The sequence below is a fragment of the Arthrobacter sp. I3 genome (assembly GCF_000520575.1).
In the GTDB taxonomy this organism is placed as follows: Bacteria; Actinomycetota; Actinomycetes; order Actinomycetales; family Micrococcaceae; genus Arthrobacter; species Arthrobacter humicola_A.
In genome coordinates this window covers 39772-60134 of sequence record NZ_KI914969.1, presented here as the reverse complement: position 1 = coordinate 60134, position 20363 = coordinate 39772, and the positions used below count along the sequence as shown (strand labels likewise).

Genomic DNA, 20363 nt, shown 5'->3' with positions numbered 1-20363 from the left:
GGCACGGCCGCCCCGGCCGCCAGCGCCGACGCCGCCGGTTCCCTCGTCGGGATCTCGATGCCGACGCAGACCTCGGAGCGGTGGATCGCCGACGGCAAGAACGTCTCGGAATCCTTGACGAAGCTCGGCTACAAAGCCGACCTGCAGTACGCCAATGATGACATCCCCACCCAGGTGTCCCAGATCGAGAACATGCTCACCAAGGGTGCCAAAGCCCTCATCGTCGCAGCCATCGACGGCACCACGCTGACCGATGTCCTCGCCAAGGCGAAGGAGCAGAACGTCAAGGTCATCGCGTACGACCGGCTCATCAACGGCACGCCGAACGTCGACTTCTACACCACCTTCGACAACTACACGGTGGGCGTCCAGCAGGCCACCTCGTTGCTGACCGGCCTGGGGCTTGTTGACGCCAGCGGCAAAAAGGTCGAAGGCAAGGGCCCGTTCAATGTGGAGCTCTTCGCCGGCAGCCCGGATGACAACAACGCCAACTTCTTCTGGACCGGCGCCATGGACACCCTCAAGCCGTACCTGGACGCCGGAACCCTGAAGGTGCCCAGCGGCCAGACCAAGTTTGAGCAGGCTGCCATCCTGCGCTGGCAGGCCCCCGTGGCCCAGAAGCGCATGGAGGACATTCTCACGGCCGCCTACAGTTCCGGCACCAAGCTCAATGGCGTCCTCTCCCCGTATGACGGCCTCTCCATCGGCATCATCTCGGCCCTGACGAGCACCGGCGGCTACGCCAAGGGAAGCCTGCCGATCGTCACCGGCCAGGACGCCGAAAAGGGTTCGGTGAAGTCCATCACCGCCGGCGAACAGTACTCCACGATCTTCAAGGACACCCGCCAGCTGGGAGCCCAGGCTGTGAAGATGGTCGACGGCCTCCTGAAGGGTCAGGAACCCGAGGTCAACGACACCAAGACCTACGACAACAAGGTCAAGGTCGTCCCTGCGTACCTGCTCAAGTCCGTCATCATCACGAATGAGAACTACAAGAAGGAACTCATCGACTCCGGTTACTACACGGCGGCCGACGTCACGTAGCCACGTCGAAGGGTGGCGGGCCGCCGTCGAGTCCGGGCCGCCACCCTTTCCCGCAGACTCCTGCAGCCGCAGGACGTCTCAGGTACTACCAGTCAGTGAGAATTGGCGATGAACACACCCATTCTTCAAATGCGAGGAATCACCAAGACCTTCCCGGGCGTGAAGGCCCTCCAGGACGTCACCCTGCAGGTGAACCGCGGCGAAGTCCACGCCATCTGCGGTGAAAACGGCGCAGGGAAATCCACCCTGATGAAGGTCCTGTCCGGCGTCTACCCGCACAGCTCCTTCGACGGCGACATCCTCTTCGAAAACGACCCCTGCAACTTCTCCAGCATCAGCGACAGCGAGAAGCGCGGAATCGTGATCATCCACCAGGAGCTGGCACTGAGCCCTTACCTGTCCATCGCCGAGAACATCTACCTCGGCAATGAACAAGCCAACCGCGGCTGGGTGAACTGGCGCAAGACCAACCTGGAGGCCGCGAAACTCCTGGCCCGGGTGGGCCTGAGCGAAAACCCGGTCACCCCCGTCCAGCACATCAGCGTGGGCAAGCAGCAGCTCGTGGAAATCGCCAAGGCACTCTCGAAGGAGGTCAAGCTCCTTATCCTCGATGAACCGACGGCGGCCCTCAACGACGAGGACTCGAGCCACCTGCTGGACTTGATCCTGCACCTGAAGGGCCAGGGTGTCACCAGCATCATCATCAGCCACAAGCTCAACGAAATCCGCAAGGTTGCGGACGCCGTCACCATCATCCGCGACGGCAAGACGATCGAGACCCTCCGCCTGGGCGACGGCGAGATCACCCAGGAACGCATTATCCGCGGAATGGTGGGCCGGGATCTGGAAAGCCTGTATCCGGACCGGGAACCACAGATTGGCGAGGAAGTCCTGCGGATCGAGGACTGGTCCGTCCGGCACCCGCAGGACTACAGCCGGGTGGTGGTCAACAACGCCAGCCTCAACGTCCGCAAGGGGGAAGTGGTGGGGCTGGCCGGACTGATGGGCGCCGGTAGGACGGAGCTGGCCATGAGCGTTTTTGGACGGAGCTACGGCACCGCCACCTCGGGGAAGGTGTTCAAACACGGCACGGAAATCAACACTTCCACCGTCTCCGACGCCATCAGGCACGGCATCGCCTACGCCACTGAGGACCGCAAGCTCTACGGTTTGAACCTCATCGAGGACATCAAGCGGAACGTATCCATGGCGGCGCTGCGCAAGCTGGTCAAGGGCGGCTGGGTGGACAAGAACCAGGAAACCGTGGTGGCCAACGACTACCGGAAGAGCATGAATATCAAGGCCCCTTCGGTTGCCGCCGTCACGGGCAAGTTGTCGGGCGGCAACCAGCAGAAAGTGGTGCTGAGCAAGTGGATGTACTCCGATCCGGACGTGCTGATCCTCGACGAACCCACCCGCGGCATCGACGTCGGCGCGAAGTTTGAGATCTACACGATCATCGCGAAGCTGGCCGCGGAAGGAAAGGCGGTCATTGTGATCTCCTCCGAACTTCCCGAACTGCTGGGCATCTGCGACAGGATCTACACCCTGTCTGCCGGGCACATCACCGGCGAGGTCCCGATCGCCGAAGCATCACAGGAAACCCTCATGCACTACATGACCAAAGAGAAGGAATAGCGAACATGTCCGCCCTCCGAGAATCCCTGGGCTTCCTGACAAGCCGCCTCCGCCAGGTTGGCATCTTTGTCGCCCTGATCCTGATCGTCCTGCTGTTCCAGATCCTGACGGACGGGATCCTGCTGGAGCCGCAGAACGTCACCAACCTGGTGGTCCAGAACAGCTATATCCTGATCCTGGCCATCGGCATGGTGATGGTGATCATCGCCGGCCACATCGACCTGTCCGTCGGTTCGGTCGCCGGCTTCATCGGCGCCTGTGCCGGTGTCATGATCGTGCACTGGGGCTGGGAGTGGTGGCTTGCTATTCCGGCCTGCCTGCTGATCGGCGCGCTGGTGGGTGCCTGGCAGGGCTACTGGATCGCGTACGTCGGCATTCCCGCCTTCATCGTCACCCTCGCCGGGATGCTGATTTTCCGCGGCCTGACACTGATCGTTCTCAAAAACCAGCAGATCACGCCGTTCCCCGGCGAACTGCGGGCGCTGGGCGGCGGCTTCCTGCCGGACATTTCCGGCGGCACTTCGGTGCTGGAGTGGCTGACGGTCATCCTTGGCGTCGGCGCCACCCTGGCGCTGGTGATCCAGGCGGTCAAGGAACGCCGGATCCGCAAGAAGTTCGAACTCGAGAACGAACCGATGGCCTGGTTCGCCACCAAGACCGCGTTCATTGCCCTGCTCATGCTGACCATCACCTTCCTGCTCGCCAGCTACCGGGGCACCCCAATCGTCCTGATCGTGCTGGCGGTCCTGGTGATCGTCTACACGGCCCTGATGAACAACAGCGTCTTCGGCCGGCACACCTACGCACTCGGCGGCAACCTGCACGCGGCTGAGCTGTCCGGCATCAAAACCAAGGTGGTCACCTTCCGGCTGTTCGTGAACATGGGCGTCCTTGCCGCACTGGCCGGCCTCGTGTTCACCGCCCGGCTCAACTCCGCCCAGCCGGCTGGCGGCACGGGCTTCGAACTGGACGCCATCGCGGCGGCGTTCATCGGCGGCGCCGCAGTCACAGGGGGCATCGGAACCGTGGCAGGGGCCATGATCGGCGGTCTCATCATGGGTGTCCTCAACAACGGCATGTCGATCCTGGGCCTCGGCACCGACTACCAGCAGCTCATCAAGGGCCTGGTGCTGCTCCTCGCCGTCGGCTTCGACATCTTCAACAAGAACCGCAGCGGCAAGGGCGGTGGGATCTCGATCATCGAGCGTCTCAAGCTGAAAACCCCGCCCGCGGCTGATGTCGACGCCGGGAAGCCGGCGGCAGAGCATCCGGTCCCGGTAGCGGCCGGAAAGTAGCACGGGATACTCCAGACTGCTGCGACCGGGGTCGGCCTCCAAGAGGCCGGCCCCGGTCGGACGTTTATTGCGGGTCTTTGCTGTGCCGCTACCGGGCCGCCGATTGCGCCGTCTGGTCCTCCGCGGCGGCGGCCGGTTCGCCGGCGATGATGGCGTCGACTTCAGCCTTTTCCTTGGCCCCCAGGTTTCGCGGGTGTTTAGCCGGCGTGGTCGTTGCCGAGTGCGATTTTCATGGGTCTCCTTCGTGCGGGACTTAGTGCAAGACGTTCAGGCGGGGTGTTGCGGGTTTGGCTATGCCGGTACTTCATCGCGCCATGGAATCGATTCCATGGCGCCGGGGCGCGTCACGGCGACAGCGGAGGCATGGCTGGCGTGGAGCATTGCCGCAGGCAGCTCGCGGTCGCTGCCGGCGAGGGATGCGGCGAGGTAGCCCACGAACGTGTCGCCGGCTCCGGTGGTGTCCCTGGCGTCCACTTTCGTCGCCGGCACATGCACGGGACTGCCGTCAACGACGGTGAAGGATCCTTCCGCGCCGGCGGTGCACACGATGGCCGGCCCCAGGACGGGCGGGAGCGACGTGACCAGGTCCCGGTGGTTTCCTTGGATTCCGGCCAGGCCGGTGAGGCCGGCGAGAACCTGGATTTCCTGTTCGTTCACCACCAGGAGGTCGACGTCCTCGAGCAGCGCCTCGATCTGCCGGGGGGCCGGGGCGGCGTTGAGGATGACGAATGCCCCGCGATTCTTCGCGGTCCGCGCGGCCTGCCGGACCAGCGCCGTCGGGATTTCCAGCTGCAGGACCAGGACGTCGCCGGCCTGGACGGCGGCGAGTCCCGCTTCGACGTCGGCGGCGGTAAGCCCGGCGTTTGCGCCCGGACTCACGATGATCTGGTTTTCGCCCTGGTCATCGACCGCGATGACCGCCGTTCCGGTGGCGGCGGTGCCGCTGACCCGAACGTGGCCGGCATCGATGCCGGCCTCGGCGAGGACCTCAAGAATCCGCCGGCCATGGGCGTCGTCGCCGACGGCGCCGGTGAACGTCACCGCGGCGCCGGCCCGGGCGGCCGCGACGGCCTGGTTGCCGCCCTTGCCCCCGGGGCTGTACGTTGCGTCCGAGCCCCGGACGGTTTCGCCTGCCCGGGGCAGGGCGCTGACGCGGATGTTCTGGTCGATATTGAGGCTTCCGACCACAAAAACCGTGCTCACTGGACCTGCTCCTTCGGTGGTGCGGGACGGTGCCCCAAGCCGCAATACATAGGGGCGGAATTGAGGGGCGCTGCCGTCACGATGACGTTGGTCCCGGTGGAACGGAGCGCGCGCGCCTGGGCGTTGGGGTGGAAGTCTAGCTGGGTGACGGCGGCGGCCACCCTCTGGCGGGACTCGGCGGAGGTTGCCGGGTTTCCGGAGAGCACCCTGGACGCCGTGGCGGGGGAGGCGCCGGCCAGTGCCGCCGCGTCCTTGGTGTGATGGATGTTCCCGTCACTGCTGCCGCCTCTCGCGCTCAAACCAATTCATGGAATCGATTCCATGGAATCGTTCACTCGCCGTGGACGGCGGCCTGGCGCTCCTCGGACCGGTTCAAATAGGCCAGCAGCAGCGCGCCGGCTTGGTCCAGGTCTCCGGCTTCCAGGGCGGTGCAGATTTCCTCGTTGTCCGGCAGGTAGCCCCGGTAGAAGTGCGCGTCCACGGTGGCCTTGTGGAAGAACAGCCGCATCTCGGCCAACACCTGGGACATGATCGTGTCCAGCCGCCGGCTGCCTGCCAGGGCCACGATCGCGCCATGGAAATGCTGGTTGGCGCTGCCCAGGGCCTCCTCGTCATTGGCGGCGGCGGCGGCCTTGCCCTCTTCAACGGCAGCGCGGACCGCGGCCACGCGCTCCGGGCTCCCGCCGCCGCGGATCGCACTGACTTCAATGGCGCGGCGCACGGTGTAGACGTCGTGGACGTCACCGGCCTCGAGTCTGGCCACGAAGACGCCGCGGTTGGGGTGCCGGACCACCAGGCGCTCGGCCGCCAGTTCGGCGAAGGCCTCGCGGACCGTGTTGCGGGAGACGCCCAGGTCTTCGGCGATGGTCGACTCCGTGAGCCGGGCTCCCGGCAGGAGCAGGCCCTCCGCCAGTTGCAGGCGCAGCTCGGCCGCCACCCGGTCCGCCACGGACGGGACGGCCACGCGCAGCCGCGCCGCAGCTGCGCCGAGGGCGGAGACGGCAGCTGCATCGGGAGTGGTCATAGTGCCGAATCTACACGATTGTCCCGATGTTGAATCGTCGGATTGTTGAACAATCCGTGAAATTGATGCATCCTAGTAGGGGGCTATCATGAGACGAGGATCACAAATGGCAACCATTGACCTGAACAGCGACGTTGGCGAGTCCTTCGGCCGCTGGACCCTGGGCGACGACTCGGCGATGTTCCGCTCGGTCTCCAGCGCCAACGTGGCGTGCGGATTCCATGCGGGCGACCCGAGCGTCATCCGCCGGACCTGCCGCGAGGCGATTGGCGCCGGCGTCGTGATCGGCGCCCACGTCGGCTACCGCGATCTGGCCGGGTTCGGCCGCCGCTTCCTGGACATCGACCCGATCGAACTGGCCGACGACGTTGTCTACCAGATCGGTGCGCTGCAGGCGCTGGCCGCCGTCGAGGGCGGCACGGTCAAGTACGTCAAGCCGCACGGCGGCCTCTACAACGCGATCGTCTCGCACACCGCCCAGGCGAAGGCCGTCGTCGACGCCGTGAAATCCGTTGACCCGAACCTGCCCATCCTGGGCCTGCCGGGCTCGGAAGTGCTGCGCCTGGCCGAGGCCGCCGGCCTCCGCGCGGTGACCGAAGCCTTCGCGGACCGGGCCTACAACCCGGACGGCACCCTCGTGTCCCGCACGCTCCCCGGAGCCGTGCTGGAGGACCCCGCTCTCGTCACTGAGCATGTCCTCCGGATGGCCACCGATTCCGCCATCCGCACCATCGACGGCTCCATCCTGAAAATCCACGCCGAGAGCATCTGCGTGCACGGTGACTCCCCAGGGGCCGTCGCCATGGCCGCTGCTGTCCGCGAAGCGCTCAACGCCGCGGACATCACCACCGCCGCCTTCGTCTAGGCCGCAGCTTCACCGCTATACACCCGGTTCCGCCGGGACCAACCACTTAAACCCAAGCAACAGGCAGCACCCCGCACACCTGGAGGAAACCATGACTGCAGCACCGCACCAGGCCACCCCGGCCGCCGGCAAGAGGAGGATCCCGCCCGGTGCCCTCAAGGCCTACGTCGCGAGCCTCACCGGCACTTCACTGGAGTACTACGACTTCGCGATCTACTCCGTGGCCTCGGCCCTGGTGTTCCCCAAGGTCTTCTTCCCGGGCAACGACGAATACGTCGGGCTGCTGCTGTCCTTCTCGACCTTTGCGGTGGGCTACCTCGCCCGTCCCATCGGCGGCGTGATCTTCGGCCGGCTCGGTGACAAGGTCGGTCGCAAGCACGTCCTTGTGACCACCCTGCTGCTGATCGGCATCGCAACGGTGATGATCGGCGCGCTCCCGGGTTACGCCACCATCGGTATAGCCGCACCCATCATCCTCGTGTTGCTGCGCCTGGCGCAGGGCATCGGCGTCGGCGGCGAGTGGGGCGGGGCCGTGCTGCTCTCGAGCGAATTCGGCGACGCCAAGCGGCGCGGCTTCTGGTCTTCCGCCGCGCAGATCGGCCCGCCCGCCGGCAACCTGATGGCCAACGGCGTCCTGGCCGTGCTCGCCGCGACGCTCACCAACGAAGACTTCCTCTCCTGGGGCTGGCGCGTGGCCTTCCTCGCCTCGGCCGTGCTGGTGGGCTTCGGCCTGCTGATCCGGCTCAAGCTCGAGGAAACCCCCGTCTTCAAGGCCATCCAGGCCCACGGTGAACAGCCCAAGGCCCCCATCAAGGAGGTCTTCACCAAGGAGCCGCGCGCCCTCGTGGCCGCCGCCCTGTCCCGCATCAGCCCGGACGTGCTGTACTCCCTGCTCACCGTCTTCATGGCCGTCTACGCCACCAAGCAACTGGGCATGAGCACCAGCAACGTACTGACCGCCATCCTGATCGGCTCCGCCTTCCAGCTGGTCCTGATCCCCGCGGCGGGCGCCCTCACGGACCGCGTCAACCGCCGCCTCGTGTACGGCATCGCCGCCGTCGGAACGGCCGTGTACGTCCCGCTGTTCTTCGTCATGATCCAGGACAAGTCGGTCCTCACACTGACTATCGGCATCGTGATCGGGCTGGCCTTCCACGCCTTCATGTACGGCCCGCAGGCTGCTTACATCACCGAGCAGTTCCCGGCCCGGCTGCGCTACGCCGGCAGCTCGCTGGCCTACACGCTGGCCGGCGTGGTCGGCGGCGCCATCGCACCGTTGGTCTTCACCGCCCTCTTCGCTGCCAGCGGCAACTGGTTCCTGATCGCCGGCTACCTCGCGGTCGCCTCGATCGTGACGGTGATCGGGCTGGTCATCGGGCGCAATCCGCATACCGACGAAGAAGAGCGGCTCCTGCAGGAAGCCCGCGCCTGAGCGGCGCGGGTCCTGTCCACCGGCACCGGCACAATGATTGAGGCAACTCGTGATTGAGACAGCAGGGGAACCCCTGAAGGCACAAGAGCCCGCAGCCCACAAGGTCCGCTCCGTGCGGGCCGTGGGAACGCGCGCGGTCCTGGCCGAGCTCTCCGGCACCCAGGACGTGCTTGCCCTGCAGGCGCTGCTGCTGGAGAAGCCGCTGCCGGGCCAGCAGGACATCCTGGCCGCGGCCGAGACCGTCCTGGTCAAGGCCGAATCCCCGGCCTCGGCCCGGCGCATCGCCGCCCGCCTGATGCAGCTCGACCTCACCGCACCCGTCCAGCGCGACGGTGAGCTGGTGGTCATCGACACCGTGTACGACGGCGAGGACCTCGCCGAAGTCGGACGGCTCACCGGTCTGGGAACCGACGGCGTGATCGCCGCCCACTCCGGGCAGATCTGGACCGTGGCCTTCGCCGGCTTCGCCCCCGGCTTCGGGTACATGATCGGGGAGAACCAGCAGCTGGAAGTGCCGCGCCGCAGCTCGCCCCGCACCGCAGTTCCCGCGGGGTCCGTGGCGCTGGCCGGCAACTACTCGGCCGTGTACCCGCGCCGTTCCCCGGGCGGCTGGCAGCTGATCGGGCGCACCAACGCCAAGATGTGGGACCTGGACCGGGAGCCGCCCGCCCTGGCCGCCCCCGGCCACCGGGTGCAGTTCCGTCCGGTCCGGGATGCACTCGCCCTCGCGGCCGAGCCAGTAGCGGAGCCCGCTGTCGAGCCGGCCGCGGCGCCTGCGGTCGAGGGCACCGCGCCGGAACCGGTTGCCGGGCAGGATGTCACGGCCGGGATCCGGATCGTTTCACCGGGACTTCAGAGCCTGATCCAGGACCTCGGCCGGGACGGCCACTCCGGGCTGGGCGTCTCCGCCGCCGGCGCGCTGGACCGGGCCTCGCTGCGCCGGGCCAACCGCCTCGTCGGCAACGCCCCCGGCGCAGCCGGCATCGAGACCGTCGCGGGCGGACTCAAGGTCCAGGCCGTGGGGGACCAGGTCCTCGCCGTCGCCGGGGCGCCGTCGGAACTGAGCATCGCGTCCGCTCCGGACGACGCCGGCGATACGTGGCAGCGCACCGTGCCGGTGGCCGCTCCCTTCGCGCTGCTCGACGGCGAAACGCTCAGCATCGGTGCGCCGCACAGCGGCTTCCGCAGCTACCTCGCGGTCCGCGGCGGGGTGGATGCCGCCCCGGTACTGGGCAGCCGCTCCACGGACACCATGTCCGGGATCGGTCCTGCGCCCCTGGCCGCCGGGCAGCACCTGGGCGCCGGCGGAGAGGCCGACAGCGGCGTCGTCGGAAATCCCGAACTGCAGCCGGACTACCCGGGCACCGGGGTAACCGTCCTCGACGTCGTCCCCGGCCCCCGCGCCGACTGGTTCGATCAGGCGGCACTGGATTCGTTCACCGCCCAGGACTGGGCCGTGCTGCCGCAGTCCAACCGCGTCGGCATGCGGCTGGACGGTACGCCGCTGCAGCGCAGCCGCCAGGGCGAACTGCCCAGCGAAGGCACAGTCGCCGGTGCCCTGCAGGTCCCGCCGGAGGGCCTGCCCGTGCTCTTCCTGGCCGACCATCCGATCACCGGCGGCTACCCGGTGATCGCCGTGGTGGTCGACTCCCAGCTGGACCTCGCCGCCCAGGTCCCGATCGGCGGCAGGATCCGCTTCCGCTGGGCCGAATCCGCCACCACCGAACACCCCACCGAACACGGCACTGCTGAACACCCCACCCAACACGGCACTACTGAACACGCCACCACCACAGAAGAAGCGAGTAACTGATGCGCAAGGTCCTGATCGCCAACCGTGGAGAAATCGCGGTCCGCATAGCCCGGGCCTGCGACGACGCGCAGCTGGCGTCCGTCGCTGTCTACGCCGACATCGACGCCGACGCCCTGCACGTCTCGGCCGCGGATGAGGCGTTCAGCCTGGACGGCAACTCGCCAGCGGACACGTACCTGAACATCCCCAAGCTCCTCGCCGTGGCGGCCCAGTCCGGTGCGGACGCCGTCCACCCCGGCTACGGCTTCCTCTCCGAGAACGCCGACTTTGCCCAGGCCGTCCTCGACGCCGGGCTGACCTGGATCGGTCCGACGCCGGACGCGATCCGGCTGCTCGGCAACAAGATCACGGCCCGCGACGCGGCCGTCCGGGCCGGCGCACCCCTGGTGGCCGGCAGCGACGGTCCCGTCGACACGGCGGCCGAGGCCCGCGCCTTCGCCGAAGAGCATGGCCTGCCGATCGCCATCAAGGCCGCCTTCGGCGGCGGTGGCCGCGGCATGAAGGTGGTCCGGGTCATCGACGAGGTCGAGGAAGCCTTCGACTCCGCCGTCCGGGAAGCCGTTGCCGCCTTCGGGCGGGGCGAGTGCTTCGTGGAGCGCTACCTGGACCGTCCGCGCCACGTCGAGGCACAGGTCCTGGCGGACGCGCACGGCAACGTCGTGGTCGTCGGAACCCGCGACTGCTCCCTGCAGCGCCGGCACCAGAAGCTCCTGGAAGAGGCCCCCGCGCCGTTCCTGACCGACGAGCAGACCGCCCTGATCTACGACGCCGCCAAGGCCGTCTGCCGGGAAGCGGGCTACTCCGGCGCCGGCACGGTGGAATTCCTCGTCGCGGCGGACGGCACCGTGGCCTTCCTGGAGGTCAACACCCGGCTCCAGGTGGAGCACCCCATCACCGAGGAAACCACGGGGATCGACCTCGTCCAGGAACAGTTCCGGATCGCCGCGGGCGAGCCGCTGCGCCTGACCGAAGACCCGGCACCGCGCGGACACGCCTTCGAGTTCCGGCTTAACGCCGAGGACGTGGGCCGCGGCTTCCTGCCCTCGCCCGGCACCATCGGCGAATTCGCCGGCCCCACCGGCCCGGGCATCCGCCTCGACACCGGCGTCCGCTCCGGGTCTTTCGTCGCGCCGCAGTTCGATTCCCTGCTCGCGAAGCTGATCGTCACCGGCGCGGACCGCCAGCAGGCCCTGCGCCGTGCCCGCCGGGCCCTCGCCGAAATGCGCATCACCGGCGTCGCCACCGTGCTGCCCTTCCACCGGGCCGTGCTGGAATCCCCGGACTTCACCTCCGAGGACGGCCTCGGCATCCACACCCGCTGGATCGAAACGGACTTCGCGGACAGCATCCCTGCCGATCCCGACTACAGCACCACCGCGCCCGACGGCGAACGCCGCACCATTACGGTCGACGTGGACGGCAGGCGCCTTGCCGTCGGCCTTCCGGCCGATCTGCTGGACGCCTGGGCCCGCTCGGGCAGCTCCGCTCCCGCCGGGGTGTCGGTAGCGTCCGACGGCGGTGCCGCCGCCGCTGGCGACCCGGGGGAGCTGCGCGCGGACATGGCAGGGACAGTCGTTAAATGGCTCGTCGAGCCGGGAGCCGAAGTCTCGGCCGGGGACCCGGTGGTGGTCCTTGAGGCCATGAAGATGGAAACCCAGGTCTCCGCGCACCGGGACGGCACCGTCACCGACGTCCGCACCAAAGCGGGCGGGGTTGTCACGGCCGGCGCGGTGCTCGCGCTGATCGGGTAGCCGCGTTCTGCCGATATTTGGCGAGTGGGTGGGCCGTTTCCGCCAGCGGAAACGGCCCAGTCTCGTTCGAGCGAGGTGTGGCTATGCCTCCAGCCCGAGCCCGCGCCTGCCGATGGGGTTGAGCTCCTTCTCAAGGAACCGGTTATCCCAGTCGGCTTCATAGTGCTCTTCGGGAAAATCCCGGGGTGAGCGTCCGGCTTTGAAGTCCTCGGCCACGACGGCAGGCACTGGCAGAGCGCGAGTCCGGGGCGATGCGCGGCTTCGACGACTTCCTGGTGGTTTATGTCGGTGCCGGCATCGGCGCAGCACTCGTCATGGGCGGCGAGGTGCGGCGCGGATCGCACGGCATCGCCGGCGAGATCGCCTACCTGCGGCAGAACGGCCGGACCCTGATGGAGCGCCTGCTCGGTCCCGGAATCACCACGGCCGGCGGGCTTTTCCTCGACACGGACCGATACCGCGGTCTCTTTGCGGAACAGCCTGACTCCCCGGCGGCCGTAGACTTCCTCGAACTTCTCGGCGAAGCCATCGGAAACACGGCCACCCTGAGCGATCCCGCGGCGGTCGTGCTGAGCGGGCCGCTGGTGGACTGCCCCGCGTTTGTTGACAGGCTGCGTGCCAGCCTCTTGCCGCACCTTCTGGAACCCTCAACCATGGTGACCGTCAGTGATCTCGGTACGGAAGGGCCCCTGGCCGGGGCCTCACTGCACGCCCGTGAAACGGCAGTGGAAGGGATCTGGGCAGAATACCGCCGGTGATCTCCGGGTGATCTTCACGCGATCAGCCGGTCGCGGCCGAACAACCTTCACAACGGGAACGGCCGGGCACGCTGGGGAGCGTGCCCGGCCGTGTGTCCGGCGTTTGTGGTTGTTGTCCGGTCAGGTCCGTGACTCTGAGAGGGCCGGAGCGGCCTGGACCTGCTGGGCGGGTGGCTGTGCGCGGCGGTTGAGCCACATTTCGAAGACGTCGCTGGTGTGCCACTCGAAGGAGGCGAGCACCGGGGTGCCGTTGATGTCGTAGTCGACCTCGTCGAAGTACAGCAGCGGGACGCCTTCTTTGACCTGGAGCTGTGCGGCCTCAGGGGGTCCGGCGAGGACGGGGAGCAGCTTGGCCCGCCCGTTCCGGACGCCGTAGTTGAGGGTCTCGAGCAGGTCGAACAGGGACGGACCGAGGTTGGACCGGGCCGCTTCGGGCACGAGGGCCAGAGGGACGCGGTCGAGGCTGTAGACGACCGGCCGGGCATCGGCGAACCGGACCCGTTCGACGATGACGACCTCGGCCCCGCGGTCCAGGCGGAGCCGGGCCCGGTCGCCGTCATCGGCGGGTACCACGCGCTGGGAGACGATCCGGATGCTGGGGGTGAACCCGGCGGCCTGAATCATCGCGGTGTAGCTGACGTTCAGGTCCAGCGCGTGGCGCTGCGGCACCCTGGTGACGTAGGTGCCTTTGCCATGGAGGCGGGAAAGGTACCCGGCGTCGATCAATGCCCGGTAGCCTTCGCGGACCGTGGCCCGGCTGACCGCGAACTTCACCGACATTTCGTCCTCGTTGGGGAGCCGGTCGCCGACGTTATACGTGCCGTTGCTGATGAGCTCGGTGAGTTCATCTCGAACTTGTTCTGCAAGATTTGGCCGGCGACCTGACATGGTGTCCTCCCTGGGGCAATAAATCCAGTGTACTGGCGGTGCGGGTTCTGGTTAGACGCGGGCGCCGGCGGCGACGTCGGCGTAGGACAGGGCGGTGCGGACCTGGGACACGACGTCCTTTTCGCCGGGGAGCTTGCCGTCGAAGATGGCCGCGCCGATGGTGAAGCCCCAGACGCCGGCTTCGGCGAGACCGCGGATCTGGTCCTCGTTGACGACCGAGCCGGCAGCGATGGTGGGCCCATCGACAACGCGGGCGACGGCGGCGGTGAGTTCCAGCGGATCGACGGTGGCGTGGCGGTAGGCGAGCAGATCCACGCCGTGGACGCCCTCGAGCTTGGAGAGTTCGGCGGCGTGCGCGGTGATCTCGTCGATGGTGCCGAGCAGTGCGCTGGGGTGCCCGGCGACGCGGCCGGGGAAGGGGGCGAACTTGATTCCGGTGCCGGCGAGCTTCTCGACGGCCTCGGCGGCGAACTTGCCGCCCACGATCCAGTCCACGCCGGCGGCTATGGCGGCGTCGATGGAGTCCATCTCATCAGCCTTGTCGACCGAAACCACCTCGAGGTAGACCACCAGGTCCGCGGCGTGCGCGGCGGCGGTCAGCTCACGGGCCTTCTCGGCGGTGGCGCCGACGTCCTTGAAGCCGATGTGGCGCAGCCCGGTGTCCTTGACCTGCTCGAGGACCTCCAGGGCGTTGTCGACGGTGCGGTCGTTGTGGGTGAGCATGAAGATGAATTCAGACATTGTTCTTGTTCTTTCGCTTGTGGTGGGTGGTGCCGGGTGGGTGCTGCTGCTGGTGGGGTGGTGCGTGTGTGGGTCAGGCGGGGAGGAGTCCGCGGACGTCGTCCAGGACGTGGGTGGGCAGGATGCCGGAGGCGGCGAGGTGGTCATCGGTGGTCGCTCCGGACATCACCAGGGCCGAGGCCATGCCGGCATTCAGGCCCATGGCGACGTCGGTCAGGAGCCGGTCCCCGACCATCACGGCCTCGTGGGCCGGGACGCCGAGGCGGTGCAGGAAGGCGTTGGCCATGTGGACGCTGGGTTTGCCGACGATCGCTTCGGCGCGTCCGCCGGTGCAGGCCTCGATGGCCGCAAGCATCGCGGCACAGTCGGGCAGGCCGCCGTCGGGGGTGGGGCAGTAGGGGTCGGGATTGGTGGCCACGATCACGGCGCCGGCCTTCACGGCCTGGTAGGCGCGGGTGAGTTTGTCGTAGTCGAAGGTCCGGTCGAAGGAGACCACCACGACGTCGGTCTGGGCCGGGTCCTCGGTCAGGGTGAACCCGGCGCCGCGCAGCGATTCGATCAGGACCGGTTCGCCCACGGCCAGGACACGGGCCCCGGGATGGCGGCCGGCGAGGTACAGGGTGAGAGCGTCGAGCGCGGAGATTACGTCCTGGGCCTGGGCCGGGATGCCGAGCCGGGTCAGCTTCGCGGCGTAGGCCTCGGCGGTCTCGAGCGGCTTGTTGGTCACGAAGACCACCCGGGCCCCGGAGTCGCGCAGCGCCGCCACGACGGTGTCCGCGCCCTCGATCAGGTCATCGCCCAGATACAGCGTGCCATCCAGGTCGAAGGCGTAGCCCCGGTAGAGCGGGGCCGCTTCGCGGCGGCCGGTTTCTTTGGCCAGTAGTTCAACGGGCATCGTTGCCCTCCTTTCGGCCCCTTGCGGGGCACAATACAAGTCTAACGTTAGACGTCTAGCGACTCAAGTCGATGATGGAATCTTTGGAAGAAAGTTTCGCGGTGTGGTGCTGGTGGTGCTGGTGCCGGGCGGGGGCTGCCGGGTCGCGGCGCCCCCGCCGGGCGGTCGGCCAGATCAGCCTGGTGGGCTGGCCGGGCTGTCGGGCTTTTTGGTGGGGCTGGGTTGGTCAGGCGTCTGCGGTGAGGGCCTGGTCGGTGAGGGCGAGTTCTTCTTCGGCGGTGTAGTTGCCGACGCGCTTGCGGCCGACGGCGAAGTAGTAGGCCATGAACAGGGCCACCATGATCACGGCGATGACGAACGCGAGGGGGAAGCTGACCAGGGCTGCGGGGATCAGGATCCCGGCCAGGATCAGTGCGATCCACATCGTGACGCGTCCACCGCGTGCCTTGTAGGGGCGGTGCAGGTCGGGGCGCTTCTTCCGCAGCACCAGGGCTGCGGCCATCATCAGCATGTAGGACACGGCCGCGACGAGCACGGAGAGAGTGACCAGGACCGGGATGGCGTCCGGGAGGATGGTGGCGCCCAGGATGACGAAGACGAAGCCGATGACGCCGGGCACGATCAGCGAGCCGACCGGAGCGTGATGCTTGTTGAGCTTGGACAGTGATGCCGGCAGGTAGCCTGCACGGGACAGGGCGAAGGTCTGGCGTGAGTAGGCGATCACGATCGCGTGGAACGAGGCGACCAGGGCGGCGAGGCTGAAGATCGCGATCACCGGGACGATCCAGGTCTGGGATCCCACGACGTTGGACAGGGCCACGGTCAGCGGGGCCGCTGCGCCGGGGAAGTCGGACCCGCCGACGCCGGCGGCGACGGTGAGGGTGCCGAGGCCGATCACGGCGAGGGTGATGAAGGCCATGATCAGGGCCTTGGGGATGTCCTTGGCCGGGTTCTTGGTCTCTTCGGCAGCCATGGGGAGGCTTTCGATGGCGAAGAAGAACCATGCGGCGAGCGGCAGGGTGGCCCAGAGGCCGCCGATGCCGTTGGGTAGGATGGCTCCGCCCGAGTAGGCGTTCAGGTTATCCAGTGACATCTTCGGCGCACCGATCACCATGAAGACAATGAGGCCGACGACCGCGACGGCGGTGAACACGAATTCGATCTTCATCGAGTTGCCGGCGCCCAGGAGATGGACCACGGTCGAGCCGATGTAGAGGACTGCGGCGCTGACCAGGACCGGCACGTCGGGGAAGAGGACCTGCACGTAGGCGCCGACGGTCAGCGCCACCGCTACCGGGGCAAACACGAATTCCAGAAGGACGCTGACTCCGGCGAGGTAGCCCCAGACCCGGCCCAGTGCTGTGCGGACGTAGGCGTAGGCTCCACCGGCGTGGGGTACTGCTGCGGACAGTTCGCCGATCACGGTTGAGAGGCCGGCGTAGAGCAGGCCCATGATCGCGATTGCGATCAGGTAACCCCAGTAGCCGGTCAGGCCCAGGCCCGCGTTCCAGCCGTAGTAATCACCGGAGATCACGGCGCCGACGCCGATGCCCCAGAGCAGGACGGGCCCTGCAACCTTGTGAAGATTCTTCTTCTTGTGCTCCGCCTGCACTGGCGAAATTGTGGCTTGTGACACTGACCTGCTCCTTTGCGGGTTGTATCCATCATCGGCGCCACGGGAGGTGGGCCGTCTGATGTTTGACGAGGAAGCCGCGGGATTGCTCCGGTGGCTGGGTGCCGGGCTGAAATCAGCGCTCCGGGACCGGGTGTTACGAAGGGGTGTTACGAACGGCCGCCGCGGGGGCGGCGGGCCTGGCTTTTCTCTGGCGTCATCGGCAGGGAAAGTGTCCGGAAGGGGCTTTCGCGACCTTGTTCATCAAGCATACCAAGTCGTTAGACGTCTGACAAGAGTAAAATATTTGTTGTTTTCCGGGACGGTTAGGCGTGCAGGCCGGCCGCCGCGCGGGCGGCAGGAACTGCCCTTTTCATGACAGCATCTGCAGAGGCGTCATCGGGTACGGAGATCGCTTCCCGCTGGAGGCGCACGAATTCCTGATAGCGCTCCAGTTCGTCGTCGACGTCTTGCGCAGTCCAGTCCAGGGCCGGGGCCACGGCCCTGGCAACCTCGGACGCGGCTTCTTCCCCGAAGTCCTTGGATTCAATGGAAATACGCAGGCGGCGCTCAAGGACGTCCTCCAAATGCAGGGCCCCCTCGTGCGTCACCGCGTACAGCGCTTCAGCCAGAAGGGCGCCGCCGCCGCCGCAGATCTCCAGCCCGAGCACCCTGTTCTCGGCCACAGGCTTCAAGACTTCAGTGGCCATGTTTCCGTATCGACCGACCAGGCGGGCTGCGTGGCTGGACGGCAGTCCGAGGGTTTCGAGCATGTAGGCGCAGACGCTTTCAATCTCGGCGGCAACGAAGTTTTCGCCACCGAGGAGGGGCAGGTCCAGTGTTTGTGAGGGGCGGGCAGTGCTTCGCCCCCGTGTCGCGGCGTCCACAGCGTCCTTTGCCATGACCCTGTAGGTGGTGAGTTTGCCGCCGGCGATCACCGCGATGCCCTCGTGGGGCACGTCAACGACGTGTTCCCTGCTCAGCTGCGCGGTCGAGCCTGCCTTGCCTTTCACGAGCGGGCGGAGTCCGGCGTAGACACCGAGGATATCCTCGTGGACGATCGGGACCTCGAGCACCTTGTTGACGTGATCGAGCAGGTACTGGACGTCCGCGGAGGTGGCGGAGGGATTCGTTTTTCCCAGGTCCCATGGCGTGTCGGTGGTGCCGATGATCCAGTAGTTGCCCCAGGGGATGACGAAAAGGACACTTGCCCCTGCCCGCAGGATCAATCCCATGGTGGACGGGAAGCGATCACGGTCAACGAGGATATGAACCCCCTTGGACATGGTGACTTCGACTGCCGAGTCGACGCCGATCATGGTTTGCGATTCTGCGGTCCACACACCCGTTGCGTTGATGATGGAGCGGGCCCGCACCTCGAACCGCTCACCCGTCTCTTCATCCGAGACGAGTACTGTGTGGTCCGCGCTGCCGGTGCCGGGCATGATCTCCACTGCGCCGGCGCGATTCATCGCATGGACGCCCCGTGACACCGCAGTGCGCACGATCGTTGCGACCAGCCTGGCGTCATCGACCTGGGCATCAAAGTAGCTGATGCCCCCACGGCATGCAGCACGGTTCAGGCCGGGCAGTTCAGCCCTGACGCGCTTGCGGCTGAGGTGGCGGTGCAGTCCGACGCCCGGGTGGCGGCCGCCGGCATAGCTGAACAGGTCATACAGGGCCATCCCGGCCCCCACATAAAACCGCTCAGCCAGCGGCGCGGTGACGGGGTAGAGGAACGAGACGGGCCTGACGAGGTGGGGTGCGATTGTGCGCAGGAGAAGGCCGCGCTCCACAAGGGCCTCCTTGACCAGCTTGAAGTTGAGCTGCTCAAGGTAGCGGATTCCGCCGTGCACCAGCTTGGAGGACCGGCTGGAAGTGCCGCTGGCCCAGTCACTCTTCTCGATAATGCCGACCGTGAGTCCCCGCGATGCCGCATCGAGGGCAGCGCCGGCGCCGACAACGCCGCCGCCAATAACAAGCACGTCGAGTACTTGTGACTTCATCGCAGCGCGGGCTGCTTCGCGTTGCGCAGTGTTGAGTCGCCCGGTTCCGGGGGAAGTGGCGGTCTTGCTCATTGTGGCCTCCATGGGTCTGCCTGCCTTTCGTGGCCAGGCTTCATCAGCATCAAATGTCATTAGACGTCTGACGAATAAAAGTTGGTGTTGTTTGTTTGGGAACTGGTTTCGCGTGCGGTGAGGTCCGGCGTTTACAGTCCGGCGCCGATCCGTTCCGCTTCGGCGAGGGCGGCCAGGACGTCGGTCTTCGTCCACGCTCCGGTGAGGTAGGCGAGGTCGGCGATGTTGAAGCGGTTGCGCATGAGGTGGCAGTTCGTGAGCGCCCACATGACGTCGTCTTCCTTGCTGGGGTTTTCCAGTTCGGAGAAACGGGTGGGCGCGCCGGCGGCGCGGAGCGCCGCGACGATTGCTTCCGGTTCGCCCAGAAGGCCCGAGAGCACCTCGGCGTGCGCCGGCCAGGTTGCGGCGGCGTCGCGGATTTTGGCGCCGGCGTCGACGGTACGGAGGTGTTCGAGTTTCTTGGAGTAGTCGGACCAGCACTCGTTGCTCGTGGAGCCGGCCTCGTCCATCCAGTCGAAGGCCTCCCGGACGGTGCGTTCGGCGTCGTCCGGCTCGGGGAGCCGGACGGTGCCGAGGCTTCCGGTGCGGAGCTTCTCGTTCATGTTCCGCCAGAGGATCGCGACGACGACGGTCGCGACGCCGACCTGGGCGCCGTGGTGGGCGGTTGCGGTGCCGCGGGCGGTGTTGGCCATGTCCAGCAGGTGGCTGATGACGTGTTCCATGCCGGAGGACGGGGAGGTTTGTCCCGCGACGCCCATCGAAATGCCCGACAAGGTCACGAACTTGGCCAGCGTCGACAAGGACTCCGGGTCGGAGGTCCCCACGCCGGGGGCGAGGCCCAGGAGTTCGGCGCCGTGGCGGCGGGTCATGGTCGCGGCCTCGGCGGAGTAGCCGCGGTCCATCTCGACGAGGGAGGACAGGTACCAGTCCGCGGGGGCGGTGAACATCGAGATCATGTCGCCGAGTCCGGAGCGGTTCAGCAGTGCCGGCGCCCCTTCCAGGACGTTGCTGTCGACCACGAGTGCGCTGGGCCAGCCGGAGTGGGCGGTGCGCTTGACGCCGTTGATCAGCAGCACGGACTGGTCATCGGCGAAGCCGTTGACGGAGGCGGCGCTTTGCACGACGACGTGCGGCCGGGGCCCGGCGGCGACCTTGCCGATGTCGCACAGGGTGCCGGAGCCGATGGTGACGATGACGTCTGCGCCGGCACAGCCGGCGGTCGCAGCGCTCACGGTGGTCTCGTCGGCGTGGACGTGGCCCGGGAGGGCCACGGTGGTGACCGTGCCGAGGGTTTCCAGGAGGGCCGTGACGGCGGGCTTGAGGTAC

General features: G+C 67.3%; 18 protein-coding genes. 8 read left to right on the top strand and 10 right to left on the bottom strand.

Annotated elements, in window-relative coordinates:
* From chvE to mmsB, 3 genes are all read left to right on the top strand, one after another.
* A partial coding sequence (chvE, locus tag Y706_RS27040; protein ID WP_043436902.1) for a multiple monosaccharide ABC transporter substrate-binding protein occupies positions 1-1044 on the top strand: 1044 nt, incomplete at its 5' end.
* Between the two features lie 108 nt (positions 1045-1152).
* Positions 1153-2682 (top strand): multiple monosaccharide ABC transporter ATP-binding protein, encoded by a 1530-nt coding sequence (gene mmsA, locus Y706_RS0121395; RefSeq protein ID WP_028278179.1) that lies wholly within the window; start codon positions 1153-1155, stop codon positions 2680-2682.
* Between the two features lie 5 nt (positions 2683-2687).
* Positions 2688-3977: a multiple monosaccharide ABC transporter permease gene (mmsB, locus tag Y706_RS0121390; protein WP_028278178.1), complete on the top strand. Its 1290-nt coding sequence runs from the start codon at positions 2688-2690 to the stop codon at positions 3975-3977.
* A 291-nt stretch (positions 3978-4268) separates the two neighbouring features.
* Here the strand turns inward: mmsB and Y706_RS0121385 are convergent, their stop codons facing one another.
* From Y706_RS0121385 to Y706_RS0121375, 3 genes are read right to left on the bottom strand one after another with little or no spacing between them, the layout of a single operon-like run.
* Positions 4269-5180, bottom strand: coding sequence for a ribokinase (locus Y706_RS0121385; RefSeq protein WP_028278177.1), 912 nt, complete (start codon positions 5178-5180; stop codon positions 4269-4271).
* Positions 5177-5479 (bottom strand): LacI family DNA-binding transcriptional regulator, encoded by a 303-nt coding sequence (locus Y706_RS28495; RefSeq protein WP_216699162.1) that lies wholly within the window; start codon positions 5477-5479, stop codon positions 5177-5179. The genes Y706_RS0121385 and Y706_RS28495 overlap by 4 nt, the downstream gene beginning before the upstream one ends.
* A 32-nt stretch (positions 5480-5511) precedes the next feature.
* Positions 5512-6204 (bottom strand): GntR family transcriptional regulator, encoded by a 693-nt coding sequence (locus Y706_RS0121375; protein ID WP_028278175.1) that lies wholly within the window; start codon positions 6202-6204, stop codon positions 5512-5514.
* A 106-nt stretch (positions 6205-6310) separates the two neighbouring features.
* Between Y706_RS0121375 and Y706_RS0121370 the strand changes: the two genes are divergently transcribed.
* The 4 genes from Y706_RS0121370 (at position 6311) to Y706_RS0121355 (ending at position 12065) form a co-directional block, all read left to right on the top strand.
* Positions 6311-7069: a LamB/YcsF family protein gene (locus tag Y706_RS0121370; protein WP_028278174.1), complete on the top strand. Its 759-nt coding sequence runs from the start codon at positions 6311-6313 to the stop codon at positions 7067-7069.
* 91 nt (positions 7070-7160) lie between these two features.
* Positions 7161-8501, top strand: coding sequence for an MFS transporter (locus Y706_RS0121365; RefSeq protein WP_028278173.1), 1341 nt, complete (start codon positions 7161-7163; stop codon positions 8499-8501).
* Between the two features lie 121 nt (positions 8502-8622).
* Complete coding sequence (locus Y706_RS27035; RefSeq protein WP_253906869.1) at positions 8623-10314, top strand: 5-oxoprolinase subunit B/C family protein; 1692 nt, start codon at positions 8623-8625, stop codon at positions 10312-10314.
* Positions 10314-12065, top strand: a complete 1752-nt coding sequence (locus tag Y706_RS0121355; protein ID WP_028278172.1) for an acetyl/propionyl/methylcrotonyl-CoA carboxylase subunit alpha — start codon at positions 10314-10316, stop codon at positions 12063-12065. The genes Y706_RS27035 and Y706_RS0121355 overlap by 1 nt, the downstream gene beginning before the upstream one ends.
* Positions 12066-12146: 81 nt before the next feature.
* Here the strand turns inward: Y706_RS0121355 and Y706_RS29005 are convergent, their stop codons facing one another.
* Positions 12147-12293, bottom strand: coding sequence for a hypothetical protein (locus Y706_RS29005; protein WP_156945219.1), 147 nt, complete (start codon positions 12291-12293; stop codon positions 12147-12149).
* A 23-nt stretch (positions 12294-12316) separates the two neighbouring features.
* Here Y706_RS29005 and Y706_RS27030 point away from each other — a divergent pair, with 23 nt between their 5' ends.
* Positions 12317-12823, top strand: coding sequence for an ROK family protein (locus tag Y706_RS27030; RefSeq protein WP_028278171.1), 507 nt, complete (start codon positions 12317-12319; stop codon positions 12821-12823).
* A 120-nt stretch (positions 12824-12943) separates the two neighbouring features.
* On the opposite strand, the gene Y706_RS0121340 is transcribed toward Y706_RS27030, so the two are convergent.
* The 6 genes from Y706_RS0121340 to Y706_RS27025 all read right to left on the bottom strand — a co-directional run.
* The gene (locus tag Y706_RS0121340; RefSeq protein WP_028278170.1) at positions 12944-13711 is read right to left on the bottom strand and encodes a GntR family transcriptional regulator; all 768 of its coding nucleotides are present in this window, start codon (positions 13709-13711) and stop codon (positions 12944-12946) included.
* A 51-nt stretch (positions 13712-13762) separates the two neighbouring features.
* Positions 13763-14452, bottom strand: coding sequence for a 1-(5-phosphoribosyl)-5-((5-phosphoribosylamino)methylideneamino)imidazole-4-carboxamide isomerase (locus tag Y706_RS0121335; RefSeq protein ID WP_028278169.1), 690 nt, complete (start codon positions 14450-14452; stop codon positions 13763-13765).
* A gap of 73 nt (positions 14453-14525) precedes the next feature.
* A complete protein-coding gene (locus Y706_RS0121330) occupies positions 14526-15347 on the bottom strand; it encodes an HAD-IIA family hydrolase (protein ID WP_043436900.1) in 822 nt (273 codons plus the stop codon).
* Between the two features lie 226 nt (positions 15348-15573).
* Positions 15574-16983 (bottom strand): ethanolamine permease, encoded by a 1410-nt coding sequence (gene eat, locus Y706_RS0121325; protein WP_028278167.1) that lies wholly within the window; start codon positions 16981-16983, stop codon positions 15574-15576.
* 302 nt (positions 16984-17285) lie between these two features.
* Complete coding sequence (locus Y706_RS0121320; protein ID WP_028278166.1) at positions 17286-19037, bottom strand: glycerol-3-phosphate dehydrogenase/oxidase; 1752 nt, start codon at positions 19035-19037, stop codon at positions 17286-17288.
* Between the two features lie 131 nt (positions 19038-19168).
* Positions 19169-20363, bottom strand: a 1195-nt coding sequence (locus tag Y706_RS27025; protein WP_052355120.1) for an iron-containing alcohol dehydrogenase, incomplete at its 5' end; no start/stop codon positions are given.

Bases quoted from the DNA above. Each gene is read 5' to 3' on its own strand.
- mmsA (WP_028278179.1), top strand. From the start codon at position 1,153: ATGAACACACCCATTCTTCAAATGCGAGGAATCACCAAGACCTTCCCG.
- mmsB (WP_028278178.1), top strand. From the start codon at position 2,688: ATGTCCGCCCTCCGAGAATCCCTGGGCTTCCTGACAAGCCGCCTCCGC.
- Y706_RS0121375 (WP_028278175.1), bottom strand. From the start codon at position 6,204: ATGACCACTCCCGATGCAGCTGCCGTCTCCGCCCTCGGCGCAGCTGCG.
- Y706_RS0121370 (WP_028278174.1), top strand. From the start codon at position 6,311: ATGGCAACCATTGACCTGAACAGCGACGTTGGCGAGTCCTTCGGCCGC.
- Y706_RS0121365 (WP_028278173.1), top strand. From the start codon at position 7,161: ATGACTGCAGCACCGCACCAGGCCACCCCGGCCGCCGGCAAGAGGAGG.
- Y706_RS0121355 (WP_028278172.1), top strand. From the start codon at position 10,314: ATGCGCAAGGTCCTGATCGCCAACCGTGGAGAAATCGCGGTCCGCATA.
- Y706_RS27030 (WP_028278171.1), top strand. From the start codon at position 12,317: ATGCGCGGCTTCGACGACTTCCTGGTGGTTTATGTCGGTGCCGGCATC.
- Y706_RS0121340 (WP_028278170.1), bottom strand. From the start codon at position 13,711: ATGTCAGGTCGCCGGCCAAATCTTGCAGAACAAGTTCGAGATGAACTC.
- Y706_RS0121335 (WP_028278169.1), bottom strand. From the start codon at position 14,452: ATGTCTGAATTCATCTTCATGCTCACCCACAACGACCGCACCGTCGAC.
- Y706_RS0121330 (WP_043436900.1), bottom strand. From the start codon at position 15,347: ATGCCCGTTGAACTACTGGCCAAAGAAACCGGCCGCCGCGAAGCGGCC.
- Y706_RS0121320 (WP_028278166.1), bottom strand. From the start codon at position 19,037: ATGAGCAAGACCGCCACTTCCCCCGGAACCGGGCGACTCAACACTGCG.